The 19558-nt window shown below is 57.1% G+C and carries 19 protein-coding genes; 12 read left to right on the top strand and 7 right to left on the bottom strand.

The features are described from left to right. Positions 1–12 precede the first annotated feature (12 nt). The 9 genes from murC to mutT all read left to right on the top strand — a co-directional run bounded on the left by murC (position 13) and on the right by mutT (position 10763). Positions 13–1488, top strand: coding sequence for a UDP-N-acetylmuramate--L-alanine ligase (gene murC / locus AS136_RS10270; RefSeq protein WP_008807431.1), 1476 nt, complete (start codon positions 13–15; stop codon positions 1486–1488). Continuing rightward, a complete protein-coding gene (locus AS136_RS10265) occupies positions 1481–2401 on the top strand; it encodes a D-alanine--D-alanine ligase (protein ID WP_008807430.1) in 921 nt (306 codons plus the stop codon). The genes murC and AS136_RS10265 overlap by 8 nt, the downstream gene beginning before the upstream one ends. 1 nt (position 2402) lies before the next feature. Beyond that, positions 2403–3233 (top strand): cell division protein FtsQ, encoded by an 831-nt coding sequence (gene ftsQ, locus AS136_RS10260; protein ID WP_008807429.1) that lies wholly within the window; start codon positions 2403–2405, stop codon positions 3231–3233. Beyond that, the gene (gene ftsA, locus AS136_RS10255; RefSeq protein WP_004204343.1) at positions 3230–4492 is read left to right on the top strand and encodes a cell division protein FtsA; all 1263 of its coding nucleotides are present in this window, start codon (positions 3230–3232) and stop codon (positions 4490–4492) included. The genes ftsQ and ftsA overlap by 4 nt, the downstream gene beginning before the upstream one ends. Positions 4493–4554: 62 nt before the next feature. Then, on the top strand, positions 4555–5706 hold the full coding sequence (ftsZ, locus tag AS136_RS10250) for a cell division protein FtsZ (protein ID WP_002888628.1): 1152 nt from the start codon (positions 4555–4557) through the stop codon (positions 5704–5706). A 100-nt stretch (positions 5707–5806) separates the two neighbouring features. Further along, positions 5807–6724 carry a UDP-3-O-acyl-N-acetylglucosamine deacetylase gene (gene lpxC / locus AS136_RS10245; protein WP_002888632.1) on the top strand — a complete coding sequence of 306 codons (918 nt, stop codon included), beginning with the start codon at positions 5807–5809 and terminating at the stop codon, positions 6722–6724. Between the two features lie 323 nt (positions 6725–7047). Next, on the top strand, positions 7048–7545 hold the full coding sequence (secM, locus tag AS136_RS10240; protein WP_049245540.1) for a secA translation cis-regulator SecM: 498 nt from the start codon (positions 7048–7050) through the stop codon (positions 7543–7545). Positions 7546–7607: 62 nt separating this feature from the next. After that, the gene (secA, locus tag AS136_RS10235) at positions 7608–10313 is read left to right on the top strand and encodes a preprotein translocase subunit SecA (protein WP_012542851.1); all 2706 of its coding nucleotides are present in this window, start codon (positions 7608–7610) and stop codon (positions 10311–10313) included. Between the two features lie 57 nt (positions 10314–10370). Next, on the top strand, positions 10371–10763 hold the full coding sequence (gene mutT / locus AS136_RS10230; protein ID WP_012968936.1) for an 8-oxo-dGTP diphosphatase MutT: 393 nt from the start codon (positions 10371–10373) through the stop codon (positions 10761–10763). Between the two features lie 52 nt (positions 10764–10815). Here mutT and yacG read toward each other — a convergent pair whose 3' ends face one another. Genes yacG through coaE form a run of 3 tightly spaced genes read right to left on the bottom strand, consistent with a single transcriptional unit; the run spans position 10816 to position 12383 of the window. Further along, entirely contained in the window at positions 10816–11010 is a 195-nt protein-coding gene (gene yacG / locus AS136_RS10225; protein ID WP_008807425.1) for a DNA gyrase inhibitor YacG, read from the bottom strand. Positions 11011–11019: 9 nt separating this feature from the next. Then, the gene (gene zapD / locus AS136_RS10220; protein ID WP_023322067.1) at positions 11020–11763 is read right to left on the bottom strand and encodes a cell division protein ZapD; all 744 of its coding nucleotides are present in this window, start codon (positions 11761–11763) and stop codon (positions 11020–11022) included. After that, positions 11763–12383, bottom strand: a complete 621-nt coding sequence (gene coaE, locus AS136_RS10215) for a dephospho-CoA kinase (protein ID WP_016160296.1) — start codon at positions 12381–12383, stop codon at positions 11763–11765. The genes zapD and coaE overlap by 1 nt, the downstream gene beginning before the upstream one ends. A gap of 343 nt (positions 12384–12726) precedes the next feature. Between coaE and AS136_RS10210 the strand changes: the two genes are divergently transcribed. After that, a complete protein-coding gene (locus tag AS136_RS10210; protein WP_012542849.1) occupies positions 12727–13770 on the top strand; it encodes a GMP reductase in 1044 nt (347 codons plus the stop codon). A gap of 36 nt (positions 13771–13806) precedes the next feature. Here AS136_RS10210 and hofC read toward each other — a convergent pair whose 3' ends face one another. The 4 genes from hofC to nadC all read right to left on the bottom strand — a co-directional run bounded on the left by hofC (position 13807) and on the right by nadC (position 17904). Further along, on the bottom strand, positions 13807–15012 hold the full coding sequence (hofC, locus tag AS136_RS10205; protein ID WP_022066124.1) for a protein transport protein HofC: 1206 nt from the start codon (positions 15010–15012) through the stop codon (positions 13807–13809). Next, positions 15002–16387 (bottom strand): type II secretion system protein GspE, encoded by a 1386-nt coding sequence (gspE, locus tag AS136_RS10200; RefSeq protein WP_023322068.1) that lies wholly within the window; start codon positions 16385–16387, stop codon positions 15002–15004. Before gspE ends, hofC begins: the two co-directional genes overlap by 11 nt. 10 nt (positions 16388–16397) lie before the next feature. Then, complete coding sequence (gene ppdD, locus AS136_RS10195) at positions 16398–16829, bottom strand: prepilin peptidase-dependent pilin (protein ID WP_008807418.1); 432 nt, start codon at positions 16827–16829, stop codon at positions 16398–16400. A gap of 181 nt (positions 16830–17010) precedes the next feature. After that, positions 17011–17904, bottom strand: a complete 894-nt coding sequence (gene nadC, locus AS136_RS10190) for a carboxylating nicotinate-nucleotide diphosphorylase (RefSeq protein WP_002888684.1) — start codon at positions 17902–17904, stop codon at positions 17011–17013. A 133-nt stretch (positions 17905–18037) separates the two neighbouring features. Between nadC and ampD the strand changes: the two genes are divergently transcribed. Together ampD and ampE are read left to right on the top strand one after the other, a co-directional pair. Then, the gene (ampD, locus tag AS136_RS10185) at positions 18038–18601 is read left to right on the top strand and encodes a 1,6-anhydro-N-acetylmuramyl-L-alanine amidase AmpD (RefSeq protein ID WP_012968932.1); all 564 of its coding nucleotides are present in this window, start codon (positions 18038–18040) and stop codon (positions 18599–18601) included. Next, positions 18598–19452 carry a beta-lactamase regulator AmpE gene (gene ampE, locus AS136_RS10180; RefSeq protein WP_012542846.1) on the top strand — a complete coding sequence of 285 codons (855 nt, stop codon included), beginning with the start codon at positions 18598–18600 and terminating at the stop codon, positions 19450–19452. Before ampD ends, ampE begins: the two co-directional genes overlap by 4 nt. Positions 19453–19558 lie beyond the last annotated feature (106 nt).

Below are 19558 nucleotides of genomic sequence, written 5' to 3'. Positions count from 1 at the left end.
ATGGCGTAAAGAATGAATACACAAGATTTGGCAAAACTGCGTTCCATAGTGCCCGAGATGCGTCGCGTCCGGCACATTCACTTTGTCGGCATCGGCGGTGCCGGTATGGGCGGTATTGCCGAAGTGTTGGCTAATGAAGGTTACCAGATCAGCGGCTCCGACCTGGCGCCGAATCCGGTGACCCAACAGCTGTCGCAGCTTGGCGCCACTATTTATTTCAACCATCGCCCGGAAAACGTGCGCGATGCCAGCGTTGTGGTCGTTTCCAGCGCGATTTCCGCAGATAACCCGGAAATCGTTGCCGCACACGAAGCGCGCATTCCGGTGATCCGCCGTGCGGAAATGCTGGCGGAGCTGATGCGCTTCCGCCACGGGATTGCGATTGCCGGAACTCACGGCAAAACCACTACCACCGCGATGGTGTCCAGTATTTACGCCGAAGCCGGGCTCGACCCGACCTTCGTCAACGGCGGGTTGGTGAAAGCGGCGGGCGTGCATGCCCGTCTCGGCCATAGCCGTTATCTGATTGCGGAAGCGGATGAGAGCGATGCGTCGTTCCTGCATCTGCAGCCGATGGTCGCGATTGTGACCAACATCGAAGCCGACCATATGGATACCTACCATGGCGACTTCGAAAATCTGAAGCAGACCTTTATTAACTTCCTGCACAACCTGCCGTTCTACGGACGCGCGGTGATGTGCGTGGACGATCCGGTGATCCGTGAACTGCTGCCGCGCGTCGGCCGGCAGATCACCACCTACGGTTTTAGCGACGACGCCGACGTTCGCGTCGAGGACTACCGTCAGCTTGGGGCTCAAGGCCATTTTCGCCTGGTGCGTCAGGATAAAGAGATCCTGCAGGTCACGCTCAATGCCCCGGGACGCCATAACGCATTGAACGCGGCGGCGGCGGTGGCCGTGGCGACGGAAGAGGGGATTGACGACCAGGCGATCCTGCGCGCGCTGGAAAGTTTCCAGGGAACCGGACGCCGCTTTGATTTTCTTGGCGAGTTTCCGCTGGCGGAAGTCAACGGCAAGCCGGGCAGCGCGATGCTGATCGATGACTACGGCCACCACCCGACGGAAGTGGACGCCACCATCAAAGCCGCGCGCGCTGGCTGGCCGGATAAAAATCTGGTGATGCTGTTCCAGCCGCACCGTTATACCCGTACCCGCGATCTGTATGACGATTTCGCCAACGTGCTGACCCAGGTCGATGCGCTGCTGATGCTGGATGTCTATCCGGCGGGCGAAGCGCCGATCCCGGGCGCCGATAGCCGCTCACTGTGCCGTACGATCCGCGGTCGCGGTAAAGTTGACCCAATCCTGGTCTCTGACCCGGCCCAGGCCGCGGAGATGCTGGCGTCGGTGCTGACCGGTAACGATTTAGTGCTGGTGCAGGGCGCGGGCAATATCGGAAAAATTGCCCGTCACCTGGCTGAAATCAAACTGGCTCCGCAAAAAACGGAGGAAGAGCGCCATGGCTGATAAAATCGCGGTGCTTTTCGGTGGAACCTCCGCTGAACGTGAAGTGTCGCTGAATTCAGGCGCCGCGGTGCTGGCCGGGCTGCGTGAAGGCGGGGTGGATGCCCATCCGGTCGACCCGCGCGACATCGATATTACCCAGTTAAAAAATCTGGGCTTTAAGAAAGCGTTTATTGCCCTCCATGGCCGCGGCGGGGAAGATGGCACATTGCAGGGGCTGCTGGATCTGATCCAGTTGCCTTATACCGGCAGCGGGGTGATGGCCTCTGCGCTGTCGATGGATAAACTGCGCAGCAAATGGCTGTGGCAGGGGGCGGGATTGCCGGTCGCGCCGTGGGTCGCGCTGACCCGCGCCCAGTTTACTGCAGGACTTTCTGCTGCCGTTGAACAACAGATTGCGGCGCTGGGCCTGCCGGTCATCATCAAGCCGAGCCGTGAAGGCTCCAGCGTCGGGATGTCGAAAGTCAGCGAAAGCTGTGATTTACCGAGTGCATTGGCGCTGGCTTTTCAGCATGATGATGAAGTTTTGGTCGAAAAATGGCTTAGTGGGCCGGAATTTACCGTCGCCATCGTCGGTGAAGAAATTTTACCGTCAATACGTATCCAGGCCGCGGGAACCTTCTATGATTATGAGGCGAAGTATCTGTCTGATGAGACGCAATATTTCTGCCCTGGATTTGAAGATCCCGCGCGTGAGTCAGACATCCAGAGCCTGGTGCTTAAAGCCTGGAATGTTCTGGGTTGTAAAGGCTGGGGCCGTATTGACGTGATGCTGGACAGCGATGGCCAGTTTTATCTGCTGGAAGCAAATACTTCCCCGGGCATGACCAGCCATAGCCTTGTACCGATGGCGGCGCGTCAGGCAGGAATGAGCTTCTCCCAGCTTGTTGTACGAATTCTGGACCTGGCGGGGTGATATGTCGCAGGCTGCGCTGAATACGCGGAACCATGAAGAGGACGTTTCTTCTTCGCGTCGGAGTAATGGAACGCGGCTGGCAGGGATCGTTTTCCTGCTGGCGGTGCTGTTTACCGTGCTGGTCAGCGGGTGGATGGTTCTTGGCTGGATGGAAGATGCGCAGCGCTTGCCGCTGTCGAAGATGGTGGTGACCGGCGAGCGTCACTATACGCGCAATGATGACATCCGCCAGGCGATTCTGGCGTTGGGTTCACCGGGTACTTTCATGACTCAGGATGTGAACATTATTCAGAGTCAAATTGAACGCTTGCCGTGGATTAAGCAGGCGAGCGTCCGTAAGCAGTGGCCCGATGAATTGAAGATTCATCTGGTTGAATATGTGCCGATTGCGCGCTGGAATGATCAACATATGGTGGATGCAGAAGGAAATGCCTTCAGCGTACCGGCGGATCGCACCAGCAAACAGAATTTACCGATGTTATACGGCCCGGAAGGCAGTGAGAACGAAGTGCTGCAAGGGTATCGTGACATGGGGCAGGTGCTGGCAAAGGATAAATTCACGTTGAAAGTGGCGGCGATGACCGCCCGTCGCTCCTGGCAGTTGACGCTTAATAATGACATTAAGCTCAACCTTGGCCGTGGCGATACCATGAAACGGCTTCAGCGCTTTATGGAACTCTACCCGGTTCTCCAGCAGCAGGCGCAGACCGACGGCAAACGGATTAGCTACGTTGATTTGCGTTATGACTCGGGTGCGGCAGTGGGCTGGGTACCTGCTCCCGTAGAGGAAACTAATCAACAACAGAATCAGGCACAGGCAGAACAACAATGATCAAGGCGACGGACAGAAAACTGGTAGTTGGACTGGAGATTGGCACCGCTAAGGTGGCCGCTTTAGTAGGGGAAGTTCTGCCCGACGGCATGATTAATATCATCGGCGTGGGCAGTTGCCCATCACGTGGTATGGATAAAGGCGGTGTGAACGACCTCGAGTCGGTGGTGAAATGCGTACAGCGCGCCATCGACCAGGCCGAACTGATGGCGGATTGCCAGATTTCATCAGTTTATTTGGCACTTTCGGGTAAACATATAAGCTGTCAGAATGAAATCGGGATGGTACCGATTTCGGAAGAAGAAGTGACGCTGGATGACGTTGAGAACGTGGTCCACACCGCGAAGTCGGTTCGCGTCCGCGATGAACATCGCGTCCTGCACGTGATTCCGCAGGAATATGCCATCGACTACCAGGAAGGGATTAAAAACCCGGTAGGGCTGTCCGGCGTGCGTATGCAGGCGAAGGTGCATCTGATTACCTGCCATAACGATATGGCGAAAAACATTGTTAAAGCGGTGGAACGTTGCGGTCTGAAAGTTGACCAACTTATTTTCGCCGGGTTAGCGGCCAGTTATTCGGTATTAACAGAAGATGAACGTGAGCTGGGCGTCTGCGTCGTGGACATCGGCGGTGGTACAATGGATATCGCCGTCTACACCGGCGGCGCATTGCGTCACACCAAAGTGATCCCGTACGCCGGGAACGTGGTGACCAGCGATATCGCCTATGCCTTTGGTACGCCGCCGAGCGATGCCGAAGCGATTAAGGTTCGTCACGGTTGCGCATTAGGTTCCATCGTCGGTAAAGACGAAAACGTCGAAGTCCCGAGCGTAGGCGGACGTCCGCCGCGCAGCCTGCAGCGTCAGACGCTGGCAGAGGTGATTGAACCGCGCTATACCGAGCTGCTTAATCTGGTCAACGAAGAGATCCTGCAGCTGCAGGAACAGCTTCGCCAGCAGGGTGTCAAACATCATCTGGCGGCAGGGATTGTGTTAACCGGCGGCGCGGCGCAAATTGAAGGCCTGGCGGCCTGCGCGCAGCGGGTATTCCATACCCAGGTGCGTATTGGCGCGCCGCTGAACATTACTGGTTTAACGGATTACGCTCAGGAGCCGTATTATTCGACGGCGGTTGGGCTGCTGCACTACGGCAAAGAGTCACATCTCAGTGGTGAAGCGGAAGTCGAAAAACGCGTGACGGCGTCAGTGGGTTCGTGGATTAAACGACTCAACAGCTGGCTGCGAAAAGAGTTTTAATTTTTTAAGAGAACGCAGACAATTAGCGTTCTCAGGCGACAGGCACAAGACGGAGAGAAACTATGTTTGAACCTATGGAACTGACCAACGACGCGGTGATTAAAGTCATCGGCGTCGGTGGCGGCGGCGGTAACGCCGTTGAACACATGGTGCGCGAGCGCATTGAGGGTGTTGAATTCTTCGCGGTGAACACCGATGCGCAGGCGCTGCGTAAAACGGCTGTTGGCCAGACTATCCAGATTGGTAGCGGTATTACCAAAGGTCTGGGTGCGGGCGCGAACCCGGAAGTCGGCCGCAATGCGGCGGACGAAGACCGCGAAGCGCTGCGTGCGGCCCTTGATGGCGCAGACATGGTGTTCATCGCGGCAGGTATGGGCGGCGGTACCGGTACCGGTGCGGCGCCAGTGGTTGCGGAAGTGGCGAAGGATCTGGGTATCCTCACCGTTGCGGTGGTCACGAAGCCGTTTAATTTCGAAGGCAAGAAGCGCATGGCGTTTGCTGAGCAGGGGATCACCGAGCTGTCCAAGCACGTTGACTCACTGATCACCATCCCGAACGACAAGCTGCTGAAAGTACTCGGCCGTGGTATTTCTCTGCTCGACGCGTTCGGCGCGGCAAACGATGTACTGAAAGGCGCGGTGCAGGGTATCGCCGAACTGATTACGCGTCCGGGCCTGATGAACGTCGACTTCGCGGACGTCCGTACCGTGATGTCAGAAATGGGCTACGCGATGATGGGCTCCGGCGTGGCGAGTGGTGAAGACCGTGCGGAAGAAGCGGCTGAAATGGCTATCTCTTCTCCGCTGCTGGAAGATATCGACCTGTCCGGCGCGCGCGGCGTACTGGTTAACATCACTGCGGGCTTCGACCTGCGTCTGGATGAGTTCGAAACCGTGGGTAACACCATCCGTGCCTTTGCGTCGGATAACGCGACCGTAGTTATCGGTACTTCTCTGGACCCGGATATGAACGACGAGCTGCGCGTGACCGTGGTGGCGACTGGTATCGGCATGGACAAGCGTCCGGAAATTACCCTGGTGACCAACAAACAGGTTCAGCAGCCGGTGATGGATCGCTACCAGCAGCACGGTATGTCGCCGCTGACGCAAGAGCAGAAGCCGGCAGCAAAAGTGGTGAACGACAATACGCCGCAAACCGCGAAAGAGCCGGATTATCTGGATATCCCAGCCTTCCTGCGTAAGCAAGCCGATTAAGAATCGACTGGAAGTTGGGCATCTGCGCTCTTTGTGCTAAACTGGCCTCCCGATAGTGGTGTACACTTCGGTTGGATAGGTAAATTGGCGAGATTATACGATGATCAAACAAAGGACTCTTAAACGTATCGTTCAGGCGACTGGTGTCGGTTTGCATACCGGCAAGAAAGTCACACTGACGTTACGCCCTGCGCCGGCAAATACCGGGGTCATCTATCGTCGCACCGACTTGAATCCACCGGTAGATTTTCCGGCTGATGCCAAATCTGTGCGTGATACCATGCTCTGTACTTGCCTGGTTAATGAGCATGACGTGCGGATTTCTACGGTTGAACACCTGAACGCCGCATTGGCTGGCTTGGGTATCGACAACATTATTGTTGAAGTCGATGCGCCGGAAATCCCGATTATGGACGGCAGTGCGGCTCCGTTCGTTTATCTGTTGCTGGACGCCGGCATCGATGAACTGAACTGCGCCAAGAAATTTGTTCGTATCAAAGAGACGGTTCGCGTCGAAGATGGCGACAAATGGGCTGAATTCAAACCGTACAATGGTTTTTCGCTGGATTTCACCATCGATTTTAACCATCCGGCGATTGATGCCAGCACCCAGCGCTATACGCTGAACTTCTCGGCCGATGCGTTCATGCGTCAGATTAGCCGTGCGCGTACCTTCGGTTTCATGCGCGATATCGAATATCTGCAGTCCCGCGGCCTGTGCCTGGGCGGCAGCTTCGATTGTGCCATCGTTGTTGACGATTATCGCGTACTGAACGAAGACGGTCTGCGCTTTGAAGACGAATTTGTTCGCCACAAAATGCTGGATGCGATCGGTGACCTGTTTATGTGTGGTCACAACATTATCGGCGCATTCACGGCGTACAAATCGGGTCACGCGTTGAATAACAAACTGCTGCAGGCGGTCCTGGCAAAACAGGAAGCCTGGGAGTATGTGACCTTCGAAGACGACGCAAAACTGCCTATGGCGTTCCGCGCGCCGTCGATGGTTCTGGCGTAAGCCTGACCATTCAGTAAATTCGACTGGTAACCTGGTACTCTCTCCGACCAGGGAACCAGTCGTTTTTCTTTTATAACCCCTTCCAGTTATTTTTCGCAGTGATTGTCGGGCAATAATTAGCGCGCGTTCGCTGTTTTATTAAGCGTTTTCCCCGGGCAATCGCCTTCATTCATGCTGCCTCAGCGCGGTAATAATGTTAGTATTTGAGCGCAAAATTATTTCTCCGGGTTGCTTTACCCCGTGGATGTCAGGGTGTCCTGCAAAAAACGCTAATTAAGAGGCAGCCTGAACGACGACGGGTATACCAACGAAAGGTAATGAAAGTGAGTGGATTGCTGACGCGCTGGCGACAGTTTGGCAGACGGTATTTTTGGCCGCATCTCCTGTTGGGGATGGTCGCGGCCAGCTTCGGCCTGCCCGCGCTTAGCAACAGCCACGAAACCGCGACGCCGGCGAAGGCAACGTCCAGCAACCATAATCCGAGCAAAGTTAACTTCTCTCAGCTGGCGCTGCTGGAGAGTAATCGTCGGCCGAACTTTACCGTCGACTACTGGCATCAGCACGCCATTCGCACCGTTATTCGTCATCTCTCCTTCGCGATGGCGCCACAGGCATTGCCGGTGGCGGAAGAAACTTCCCCGCTGCAGGCCCAACATCTGGCGCTGCTTGATACGCTCAGCGCGCTGCTGACCCAGGACAGCACGCCGCCGGTGGTGATCCGCCAGGTGGCTTACATCTCTTCCTCATATTCTGCCTTCCGCGTGAGCGCCTGGATTAGCCAGGTGGCGGGGATCCGCGCAGGACCTCAACGTCTCAGCTGAAAATAACCACGGACCATCCTATTTTTTGTGACTCCGCACCGCGGGGCGTTTGAGATTTTATTATGCTTATTAAAATGTTAACTAAGGTTTTCGGCAGCCGTAACGACCGTACGCTGCGTCGTATGCGCAAAGTTGTCAATATCATCAACGGTATGGAACCGGCGATGGAAAAACTCTCTGATGATGAGCTGAAAGCGAAAACTGCTGAATTCCGCGCGCGCCTGGAAAAAGGCGAAGTGCTGGAAAACCTGATCCCGGAAGCCTTTGCCGTCGTTCGCGAAGCCAGTAAGCGTGTGTTCGGCATGCGCCACTTCGACGTCCAGCTGCTGGGCGGTATGGTGCTTAACGATCGCTGCATCGCCGAGATGCGTACTGGTGAAGGTAAAACGCTGACCGCGACCCTGCCGGCGTACCTCAACGCGCTGACCGGTAAAGGCGTCCACGTGGTGACCGTCAACGACTATCTGGCGCAGCGTGACGCCGAAAACAACCGTCCGCTGTTCGAATTCCTTGGTATGAGCGTGGGCATCAATATGTCCGGTCTGCCGGCGCCGGCGAAGCGTGAAGCCTACGCTGCCGACATTACCTACGGCACCAACAACGAATACGGCTTCGACTATCTGCGCGACAACATGGCCTTCAGCCCGGAAGAGCGCGTTCAACGTAAACTGCACTATGCGCTGGTGGATGAGGTGGACTCCATCCTGATCGACGAAGCGCGTACCCCGCTGATCATTTCCGGTCCGGCGGAAGACAGCTCTGAAATGTACCGTAAGGTAAACAAAATCATCCCGCACCTGATCCGTCAGGAAAAAGAGGATTCGGATACCTTTACCGGTGAAGGCCACTTCTCTGTTGATGAGAAAGCCCGCCAGGTTAACCTGACCGAACGCGGTCTGGTGCTCATCGAAGAGCTGCTGGTGCAGGAAGGCATTATGGAAGAAGGTGAGTCGCTGTACTCCCCGACCAACATCATGCTGATGCACCATGTGACCGCCGCGCTGCGCGCCCATGCGTTGTTCACCCGCGACGTTGACTACATCGTTAAAGATGGCGAAGTTATCATCGTCGATGAGCACACTGGCCGTACGATGCAAGGCCGCCGTTGGTCCGATGGTCTGCACCAGGCGGTAGAAGCCAAAGAAGGCGTGGAGATCCAGAACGAGAACCAGACGCTGGCCTCTATCACCTTCCAGAACTACTTCCGCCTGTACGAGAAACTGGCGGGGATGACCGGTACAGCGGATACCGAAGCCTTCGAATTCAGCTCTATCTATAAGCTGGATACCGTTGTCGTGCCGACCAACCGTCCGATGATCCGTAAGGACATGGCGGATCTGGTCTATATGACCGAAGCGGAAAAAATTCAGGCGATTATCGAAGATATTAAAACCCGCACCGCTGCCGGCCAGCCGGTGCTGGTGGGGACTATCTCGATCGAAAAATCCGAAGTAGTTTCGCGCGAGCTGACCAAAGCCGGCATCAAGCACAACGTACTGAACGCCAAGTTCCACGCCAGCGAAGCGGATATCGTCGCCCAGGCGGGTTATCCGGCAGCGGTGACCATTGCCACCAACATGGCGGGTCGTGGTACCGATATTATGCTCGGCGGTAGCTGGCAGGCGGAAGTCGCCGCGCTGGAAAATCCGACGGCGGAACAGATTGAAAAAATCAAAGCGGACTGGCAGGTGCGCCATGATGCGGTTCTGGCCGCAGGCGGTCTACACATTATCGGTACTGAGCGTCATGAATCACGCCGTATCGATAACCAGCTGCGTGGCCGTGCGGGTCGTCAGGGTGATGCCGGTTCTTCCCGCTTCTACCTGTCGATGGAAGATGCCCTGATGCGTATCTTCGCCTCCGATCGTGTGTCCGGCATGATGCGCAAACTGGGGATGAAACCGGGTGAAGCCATCGAGCACCCATGGGTGACTAAGGCTATCGCCAACGCCCAGCGTAAAGTGGAAAGCCGTAACTTTGATATTCGTAAGCAGCTGCTGGAATATGATGATGTGGCTAACGACCAGCGCCGCGCGATCTACACTCAGCGTAACGAACTGCTGGACGTGTCTGATGTCAGCGAAACCATCAACAGCATCCGCGAAGACGTCTTTAAAGCGACTATCGATGCGCATATTCCGCCGCAGTCGCTGGAAGAGATGTGGGATATTGAAGGCCTGCAGGAGCGTCTGAAAAACGACTTCGACCTCGAGCTGCCGATCAAAGAGTGGCTGGATAAAGAGCCAGAGCTGCATGAAGAGACCCTGCGTGAACGTATTCTGCAGAGCGCGGTAGAAACTTACCAGCGTAAAGAAGAAGTGGTCGGTGCCGAGATGATGCGTCACTTTGAGAAAGGTGTGATGCTGCAGACCCTGGACTCCCTGTGGAAAGAGCACCTGGCAGCGATGGACTATCTGCGTCAGGGTATCCATCTGCGTGGCTATGCGCAGAAAGATCCGAAGCAGGAGTACAAGCGCGAATCGTTCTCTATGTTTGCTGCGATGCTGGAGTCACTGAAGTATGAAGTGATTAGCACCCTGAGCAAAGTCCAGGTGCGTATGCCGGAAGAAGTCGAAGCGATGGAGCAACAGCGTCGTGAAGAAGCCGAGCGCCTGGCGCAGATGCAGCAGCTCAGCCATCAGAGCGACGATGAGGCCGCTGCCGAGGATCTGGCGGCACAAACCGGCGAGCGTAAAGTGGGGCGTAACGATCCCTGTCCGTGCGGTTCCGGTAAAAAATATAAACAGTGCCACGGCCGTCTGAGCTAAGGCCTGATAAAAAAACAAAGGCGCAGAGTTCTGCGCCTTTTTTATGGAGCTGATCCAATGAAAAAACTGCAAATCGCCGTCGGGATAATTCGCAATCCGCAAGGCGAAATCTTTATTACCCAGCGCGCCGCTGATGCCCATATGGCGAATAAGCTGGAGTTCCCGGGCGGGAAGATTGAATCTGATGAGACGCCGGAGCAGGCGCTAATTCGCGAGCTGCAGGAAGAGGTTGGAATTACGGTAAGGTCTGCAACGCTATTCGATAAGCTGGAGTATCAGTTCCCTGACCGCCATATAACGCTGTGGTTTTTCCTTGTGGAAAGTTGGCAAGGCGAGCCATGGGGTAAAGAAGGGCAACCGGGACGGTGGATGGCGGGTCAGACACTGGATCCAGAGGCGTTCCCCCCGGCGAATGAACCGGTTATCAACAAACTGATCGGCCTGGGCTGAGCGTCAAGCTACAACGCTAACCCGATAATTATCGGGTTAGCGTGCCGGTAAATCAGGGCTGCTGCTCGCTCCAGTCATCGCTGTCGGAGAGATCGCCCGCACTGGGGATGCGTTTCTCTTCTGCGGCCCATTCTCCCAGATCGATCAGCTGACAGCGCTTGCTGCAGAATGGACGAAAGGGACTCTGCTCGCCCCACACCACGTTTTTGCCGCAGGTCGGGCAGTTGACGATGGTCTCTTCAGACATGTTATCTCCTTAGCAGCAGGCCAGTTCAAAATCAAAGCGCTCCGGCACGATCCCATACTCACTGTCCAGCGGCAGGAAACGAATAGCGAAACGGCTCTTATGGCCGGAGATCTGCGGATACAGCTGGTGAGCCAGATCGAGACGCAGACGTAGCAGATCGGCATCTTCGCCATTATCCTGGTAAAAGCCGTTGAGGCTAGTCTGTTTGCGAAACAGCGCAGAGTTACGGATCAGGTCGAGGATCAGGTTCAGGGACTGGATCAGCGGATCGAGGCTGGCGAGCCAGTTGGCCACCTGCTCATCCCGATGCGCCTGTGGCATATGGAGCCAGATATGCAGGGTCGGTAAATCGAAGCTGCAGCAGCCGCCTGGAATACTCAGGCGCTGACGCACCAGCGCAATCAGGCGATCTTCACGCAGAAACTGGCCAATACGCGGCGCGGCCATCAGGGTGCTGGAGGATTGCTTCAGCTGCTGGCGTAGTTCGTTAATGCGCTCCTGATCGACGCCCGGTACTTCAGCCCAGGACTGGAGCTTGCGCTGCTGGCGCTCCAGTTCTTTAACCAGGTCGGTACGCACCTCGCCACGCTCCAGCACATCCAACAGATCGCCGGCGTTACGGAAAAAATGGAGCGCATCGGCATGAGTGGCAATCATCGGATGGAAAGCCATTTGCTGGATCAGAAATTCGATGCGCAGCCAGGTACGCATTTTCTCATTAAGAGGATGTTCAAACAGAACGGGGGTATGCATTACGAGTTTTCCTGTGAGGCGGCCTGCGATGCCAGCATTAAATACTTTTCGTGCAGGCGGGCAACATCCGATGCCACGGCATCCGGCGTGCCAGTGTTTTCAATAACATCGTCCGCGGCGGCCAGGCGCTGCTCGCGCGTGGCCTGAGCGGCAAGAATATGTTCTGCATGTTCGCGGCTGACCTTGTCACGCAGCATGGTGCGTTCGATCTGCGTTTCTTTTGGCACATCGACGACCAGTACGCGATCGGCCTGACCGGACAGGCGGTTTTCGACCAGCAAAGGTACGACCCAGAGGAGATAAGGGGAGGTAGCAGCCTGCATCTGGCGGCGCGTTTCCTGCTGGATCAGCGGATGCAACAGCGCGTTAAGCCAGGCTTTATCCTCCACGTGAGCAAAAATTTTTTCCCGCAGCAGGCGGCGGTTCAGCGTGCCGTCGGGGGCAATCATCTGCGACCCAAAGTGGCCGGCGATGGCCTGGAGCGCTGGGGTGCCAGGTTCGACCACCTGGCGGGCGATAACATCGGCATCAACAACGTTAACCCCGAGCTGCGCGAAGGCGTCGGCGACCGTGCTTTTACCGCTGCCGATCCCACCTGTTAACGCGACTGTGTACCCCATATCTTCTGACCCTGAAACGGATTGCTCGTATTTTTTGCATTCAGACAGCGATGACTGGCCGCACGTCGGAGAGGTGATAGTGATCATGTCGTGATAGTCACGTGCCAACCGGGATCGCCGCCCGCTATTCTGTTTCTTTTAATCAAGCAAATCAAATGGTTAAAAATAATACGCTGGCGAGGAAAGGCATAAGCGCTTTTTTCTCCATTCACCAGGTAAATTTATACGATTGTAGCGTAAAAAAAGTGAAAATCGCAGTCTTGCGCAGGCCTGATTCGTGCGTATGATAACGTCACTGGAGTTGTGCTCTCACAATAATGCAATTAACCCCAGGAATTCGCACATGCGTATTGAAGAAGATCTGAAGCTTGGTTTCAAAGACGTTCTTATCCGCCCGAAACGCTCTACTCTCAAAAGCCGTTCTGATGTTGAGCTGGAACGTGAATTCACTTTCAAACATTCAGGCCAGACCTGGTCCGGTGTGCCAATTATTGCGGCCAACATGGATACCGTCGGCACCTTCAGTATGGCGAAAGCGCTGGCCACTTTTGGTATTCTGACTGCGGTACACAAGCACTACACCGTTGAGGAATGGCAGGCGTTTGTACAGGGCGCGTCCGCAGATGTCCTCAAGCATGTGATGGTTTCCACCGGCACTTCCGATGCGGATTTCGAAAAGACGCAACAGATCCTCTCTCAGAATCCGCAACTGAAATTTGTGTGCATCGACGTGGCTAACGGCTACTCTGAGCACTTCGTGCAGTTTGTGGCGAAAGCCCGTGAAGCCTGGCCGCAGAAAACCATTATCGCCGGAAACGTGGTCACTGGTGAAATGTGCGAAGAGCTGATCCTCTCCGGCGCCGATATTGTGAAAGTCGGGATTGGCCCGGGTTCCGTCTGCACTACCCGCGTCAAAACTGGCGTCGGCTATCCGCAGCTCTCCGCCGTGATCGAGTGCGCTGATGCGGCGCACGGCCTGGGCGGCCAGATCATCAGCGACGGCGGATGCACCATGCCGGGTGATGTGGCGAAAGCTTTCGGCGGCGGCGCCGATTTCGTGATGCTCGGCGGCATGCTGGCGGGCCATGAAGAGAGCGGCGGAACCATCGTTGAAGAGAACGGGGAAAAATTCATGCTGTTCTATGGCATGAGCTCCGAGTCGGCGATGACGCGCCATGTTGGCGGTGTCGCGAAATACCGCGCGGCGGAAGGTAAAACCGTTAAGCTACCGCTGCGTGGCCCGGTGGATAATACTGCTCGCGATATCCTTGGCGGCCTGCGTTCAGCCTGCACCTATGTTGGCGCGTCGCGTCTGAAAGAGCTGACCAAACGGACGACCTTTATCCGCGTTCAGGAACAAGAGAACCGGATATTCAATAGCCTGTAAGCGGCTTCGCTGGCGCCTGTGCTGCGCCAGCGTTTCTCACCCTCCCGCCCCGCCAATGGCATCGCCCAGATGAAAAACGGGCAAATACATCGCCACCACCAGAATGCCGACCAGTGAACCGGTTATCACCAGCATGATGGGTTCGAGATGCGCAGCCAGACTGTCGGCTCGCTGATGCGTTTGCTCTCGATGATGGTGCGCCAGATTTTCCAGCATTTGATCCAGCGCCCCCGCGCTTTCACCCGTACGGATGAGCTGCAGGCACAGCGGAGTAAAACCGCCGCACCGGCTTAACGCCTGCCAAATCGGTTCCCCCTGGGCTATCAGCGTACGGGCTTGCGCCAGGCGCTGGCGCCAGAGTGGGCACGACAGAGTTGCTTCAACACTTTGCAAACCCTGCAGAAAGCTAATACCGGCGCTTTGGGTTAACGCCAGGATGGTAAAGATCAGGCTCAGCTGTTGGCCGCCGATCAGGGGGCCGATGAGAGGGAGCGCGTTCAGCAATCGCTGGCGACGCAGCAACCAGTCGCTACGCCGCCGGACCAGCTGGTTGAGCAGCAGCGGGCTCAGGAAAAGGGCCAGCAGTAGCGGCCAGCCGCGACTTAGCATGTCGCCTGCCGCAACGACCATCCGCGTCAACAGCGGCAGCGGCGTACTGAACGTCTGGTAGATAGCGGTGAACTCGGGCAGGACAAAATAGAGCATCCCCAGCACCACCAGCAGCGCCAGGGCGAGTACGATCAGCGGGTAACGCAGCGCTTTTTTGACCTTGCCGGCGAGCCGCTGCTGCTCCTGCTGTTGGTTGGCCAGCTGCTGGCAGCAAATATCGAGCTTGCCTGTCAGTTCGCCGGTGCTAATCATCGCCAGATAAAGCGGCGGAAAGGCTTGCGGCCACTGCGCCAGCGCGGTAGTGAAAGCTACACCCTGAGCCAGTTCGCGGCCCAGGGACTCAAGCAGCGCTTGCCATTGCGGGTGTGGTTGCTGCTGCGCCAGCAGAGATAAACCGTCCGCCAGCGGCAGGCCGGCCTGCAGCAGGGTGGCGAGCTGACGGATCGTTTCGCTACTGTAGCGTGGGTGCCAGAGATTCAGCTTCACTGCACAGCGGCGCACGGCCAGCGGCATGACGCGCTGCTGCTGAAGGTCGTGCAGCACCTCCAGACGACTGGCTTGCCATAGCATCCCCTGGCAAGGGGCGCCGTGCGCATCGATACCGCGCCAGCGCCAGAGACGCTTAGTCGCCATGGGGGATCCCCAGCACCCGCACCACCTCTTCAAGGCTGGTCAGCCCCTGTTCGATAGCCTGACAACCGCTTTCAAAAAGCGTCATCATCCCCGCGGCTCGCGCCAGAGATTCAATCTCAATGGCATTCAGCCCCTGGACTATTCCCTGGCGTAACCCGGGGGTGACAGGCATGACCTCAAACAGCGCCAGCCTGCCGTGATAACCGTGATAACAGTGTTCGCAGCCAGCCGCCTGCCAGCGCGGCAGCGGGCGTGGCCACAGGCTGTGCGGCAGGTCGGCGGCGCTACCGACATTGCGCCGACAGTGGGGGCACAGCTTGCGGACCAGGCGCTGGGCGATAACCAGCGAGAGCGCTGAAGATATCATCCAGCGGGCGATGCCCATCTGCTGCAGGCGGGTGAGGGTTTCGCTGGTGGAGTTGGTGTGCAGGGTGGAAAGCACCAGATGGCCGGTCTGGGCGGCTTTCAGGGCTATTTCAGCGGTCTCGGCGTCACGAATCTCGCCTACCATGACAATATCCGGATCCTGGCGTAACAGGGCGCGGAGTACGCTGTGAAAGGTGAGCCCGGAACGCGGATTAATTTGCGTCTGATTCATCCCGGCGATGGGGATCTCCAGCGGATCCTCGACGCTACAGATGTTCACTTGCTCCCGGTTTCTGGCCTGCAGGGCGCTGTAGAGGGTCACCGTTTTACCGCTTCCGGTCGGGCCGGTGACCAGCAGTAGACCCTGCGGCTGATTAAGCGCCTGGCGAAAAGCCGCCAGCTGGGAAGAGGAGAGTCCGAGGGCCTCCAGATCCAGGGCCTGGTCAACCTGATGCAGAAGACGCAGGACAATTTTTTCGCCATAGCGGCAGGGTAGAGTGGCGATGCGAAAGGAGAGCGGTCGTCCGCTGAGGTTCAGCGCGAACTGACCATCCTGTGGTAAACGATGCTCGGCGATATCGAGACTGGCCATGACCTTGAGTCGCGCGATAATCGGTGCCGCCAGCTCGGGGGCCAGCAACGGCAGGGCATGGAGGACGCCATCGACCCGCAGGCGGATGCGTAAATGCGTTTCCGTGGGTTCGATATGAATATCGGACGCCCGCTGACGCAGAGCCTGTTCGAGGATCTGGTTGACCCGTTCGGCGATATTTTCCGGCCCCGCGTTTTGCGCCAGTTGCGCCTGCTTTTCCTGGGCCTGCAGACGCTTGTCCATCTGTTCCTGGCTCCAGCATTCAATATCGATTCGCTTTTGCGTCGCGAAGCGCAGCGCCTCCATCAGCTCCGCCGGTGGGGTATCGACCACCGCAATGGCTATTGTCTGCTCGTCGCTATGCAGCAACATGGCGTGATAGCGGCGACAGAGAGGGATCAGCTGTTCTGTTTTCATGTGTTTGCCCTTACTTCACCCGGAAGACGTCTTCGCAGGCCTGCTGAAGGGCGCTGTTGCCGGTGATAGTGCAGACGCGCTGCCAGCCAGTGACGCCCTCGGCGTTATCCCAGGTCGGCGTCAGAGTGACGCCCAGTCCGTTCAGGCTTTCCTGGCCGGTGAGGGTGACGACCCCTTTGGCCACGCTCATAGCGGAGAGGTAGCGTGTGGTTGTCGGCGAGGGAATGCCGTTGCTGCCGCCGTCACATACCGTCAGGCCGCCATGATCGAGCGCGCAAAGTTCGATGGCCGTCCGGTAAGGGACAAAGGTCTGCAGCAGGTCGGTGAGGGCGGCTTTACGCAGGTAGTTCTGGTAGGCCGGGATGCCAATGGCACTGAGAATAGCGATGATCCCAATGACCACCATCAGTTCAATCAGGGTGAAACCACGTTGTTTATCCATAAGTCGCTCCTTGTTGTGACAGGAGCACTGTGACGGGATTTGGGATACCAGGCGAGGAGGCGAAAACAATCCGGGAAACCAGATTCCAGGGTTTTTACTTTGCTTACATGGTGGGCATGAACGGCTGCGAGTCGGCTCGCAAAATCAGGCCCTCACGCCCGGCAGCGTGAAGGCCAATTACTTAGCGAAAACGCATCGACAGGTCGAGCGCCTGCACATGTTTGGTCAGGGCGCCGACGGAGATATAGTCGACGCCGGTGTCGGCAAATTCGCGGATGGTGTCGAAGGTGACGTTACCGGAGACCTCCAGCGCCGCCTGGCCTGCGGTGATTTTCACCGCCTCGCGCATCAGGTCGGTGGTGAAGTTATCGAGCATAATGATGTCCGCCCCGGCTTTTAACGCCTGCTCCAGCTCATCCAGGGTTTCCACTTCCACTTCCACCGGCACATCAGGATGTAGCCAGAACGCCTTTTCCACCGCCTGACGGATCGAGCCGGAGGCGATGATATGGTTTTCTTTAATCAGGAAAGCGTCGAACAGGCCCAGGCGGTGGTTGGCTCCGCCGCCGCAGAGTACCGCGTATTTCAGCGCGGTACGCAGCCCTGGCAGCGTTTTACGGGTATCCAGAAGTTGGGTTTTGGTGCCGGCCAGCAGGTCGACGTAGCGACGGACGACGCTGGCGACGCCGGAGAGAGTTTGCACAAAGTTCAGCGCCGTGCGTTCGCCGGTGAGCAGAATACGCGACGGGCCTTCCAGCTCGAACAGCGGCTGGTCGGCTTTGACCGCATCGCCGTCGGCCACGTGCCAGGTGATATTCACGTCGTCACCGGCGAGCTGAATAAAGACCTCTTCCACCCAGCGTTTGCCACAGAAGACGCCATCTTCGCGGGTAATGACCACCGCATGGGAGCGTGCATCCTGCGGCAATAATTGCGCGCTAATATCGTTGTTGGCGTCGACTTCGCCGCCCAAATCTTCCCGCAGGGAGTGTGCGACAGCATCGGTAATATCGAGGTTAATACGTTCCAGCAGCACGTCACGGCGGCGGTCGGGGTTGTAACGACGAGGCGACATGATAAAGCTCCAGATAGATAAGATTCAGAAGTGGGAAACATGCTAACCTGAACGACGTTTCAGTACCATACACACTTCATCCTTTGGGCCGGCGTGTGGCCCGGAAGCATGAGTTCGCGAAAGGAGATCCCGCATGCAGTTGAACGAGGGATGGCTGGTCGGCGCGCGTCGGGTTCCCTCGCCGCACCATGACTGCCGTCCGGATGAAGAAGCCCCTTCCTTACTGGTGGTGCATAACATTAGCCTGCCACCGGGTGAATTTGGTGGTCCGTGGATTGATGCGCTGTTCACTGGCACCCTGGATCCGCATGCGCATCCTTTCTTTGCCGAGATTGCTCATCTGCGCGTTTCGGCACATTGTCTGATTCGCCGTGATGGCGAAATCGTGCAGTATGTGCCTTTCGATAAGCGTGCGTGGCATGCGGGGATCTCCTGCTATCAGGGGCGAGAACGCTGCAATGACTTTTCCATTGGCATTGAGCTGGAAGGCACGGATACCCTGGCGTATACCGATGCGCAGTACCAGCAGCTGGCGGCGGTGACGGAACTACTGATCACGATTTACCCGGCTATCGCCGAAAACATCGCGGGCCACAGCGATATCGCGCCCGTGCGGAAAACCGATCCAGGACCGGCCTTTGACTGGATAAAATTCCGGGCGCTACTCAGTGCGCCGTCAGATAAGGAGACATCATGACGCTGTTTACGACGCTGCTGGTGCTTATCGCCGAACGGCTGTTTAAGCTGGGCGAACACTGGCAGCTTGATCATCGGCTGGAGGTGGTGTTCCGCCGGATAAAACATTTTTCGCTGCTGGGCACGCTGCTGATGACGGTGGTGGCTGTCGCGGTGGTGTATCTCATTCAGCGCCTGCTGCAGGGGCAGCTATTTAACGTACCTCTGCTGGTGTTCTGGATCTTGCTGGGCCTGTTGTGCATCGGGGCAGGCAAGGTTCGGCTGCATTATCATGCCTATCTGAAAGCGGCGTCGCGCAATGACAGTCGCGCCTGCGATGCCATGGCCAGCGAGCTGACGCTGATCCACGGCGTACCGCCGGGCTGCGATGAGCGTGAATATCTGAGTGAGCTGCAAAATGCGCTGCTGTGGATTAACTATCGATATTACCTGGCGCCGCTTTTCTGGTTTGTGGTGGGGGGCGCGTGGGGGCCGCTGACGCTTATCGCTTATAGCGTCCTGCGTGCCTGGCAGACGTGGCTGGCGCGCTACCAGACGCCGCATCATCGTTTGCAGTCTGGAATCGATGGTCTCTTGCATATCGTGGACTGGCTGCCGGTGCGTCTGGTGGGGGTTGTCTATGCTCTGGTGGGGCATGGAGAGAAAGCGCTCCCGGCGTGGTTTGCATCGTTAGGCGACCGCCATTCATCGCAGTATCAGGTATTGACCCGCCTGGCGCAGTATTCCCTGGCTCGTGAACCGCACGTGGATAAAGTGGCGACCCCGAAGGCCGCGGTGTCGATGGCCAAGAAAACCTCGCTGGTGGTGGTGGTGATCATGGCGCTGCTGACGATTTACGGCACCCTGGTTTAACGGCCTGAGCCCGCGCTCAGCCTGCCACGATACATGCACCTGCGGGACTCTTGTTGCCGGGTGGCGGCTTCGCCTGACCCGGCCTGCAGAACCCGCGTCAGCGGGC

The sequence above is a fragment of the Klebsiella sp. D5A genome, from assembly GCF_001620885.1.
In the GTDB taxonomy this organism is placed as follows: Bacteria; Pseudomonadota; Gammaproteobacteria; order Enterobacterales; family Enterobacteriaceae; genus Klebsiella; species Klebsiella variicola.
The sequence above is the reverse complement of the archived record's forward strand: the minus strand, read 5'-3'. Positions and strand labels throughout refer to the sequence as shown.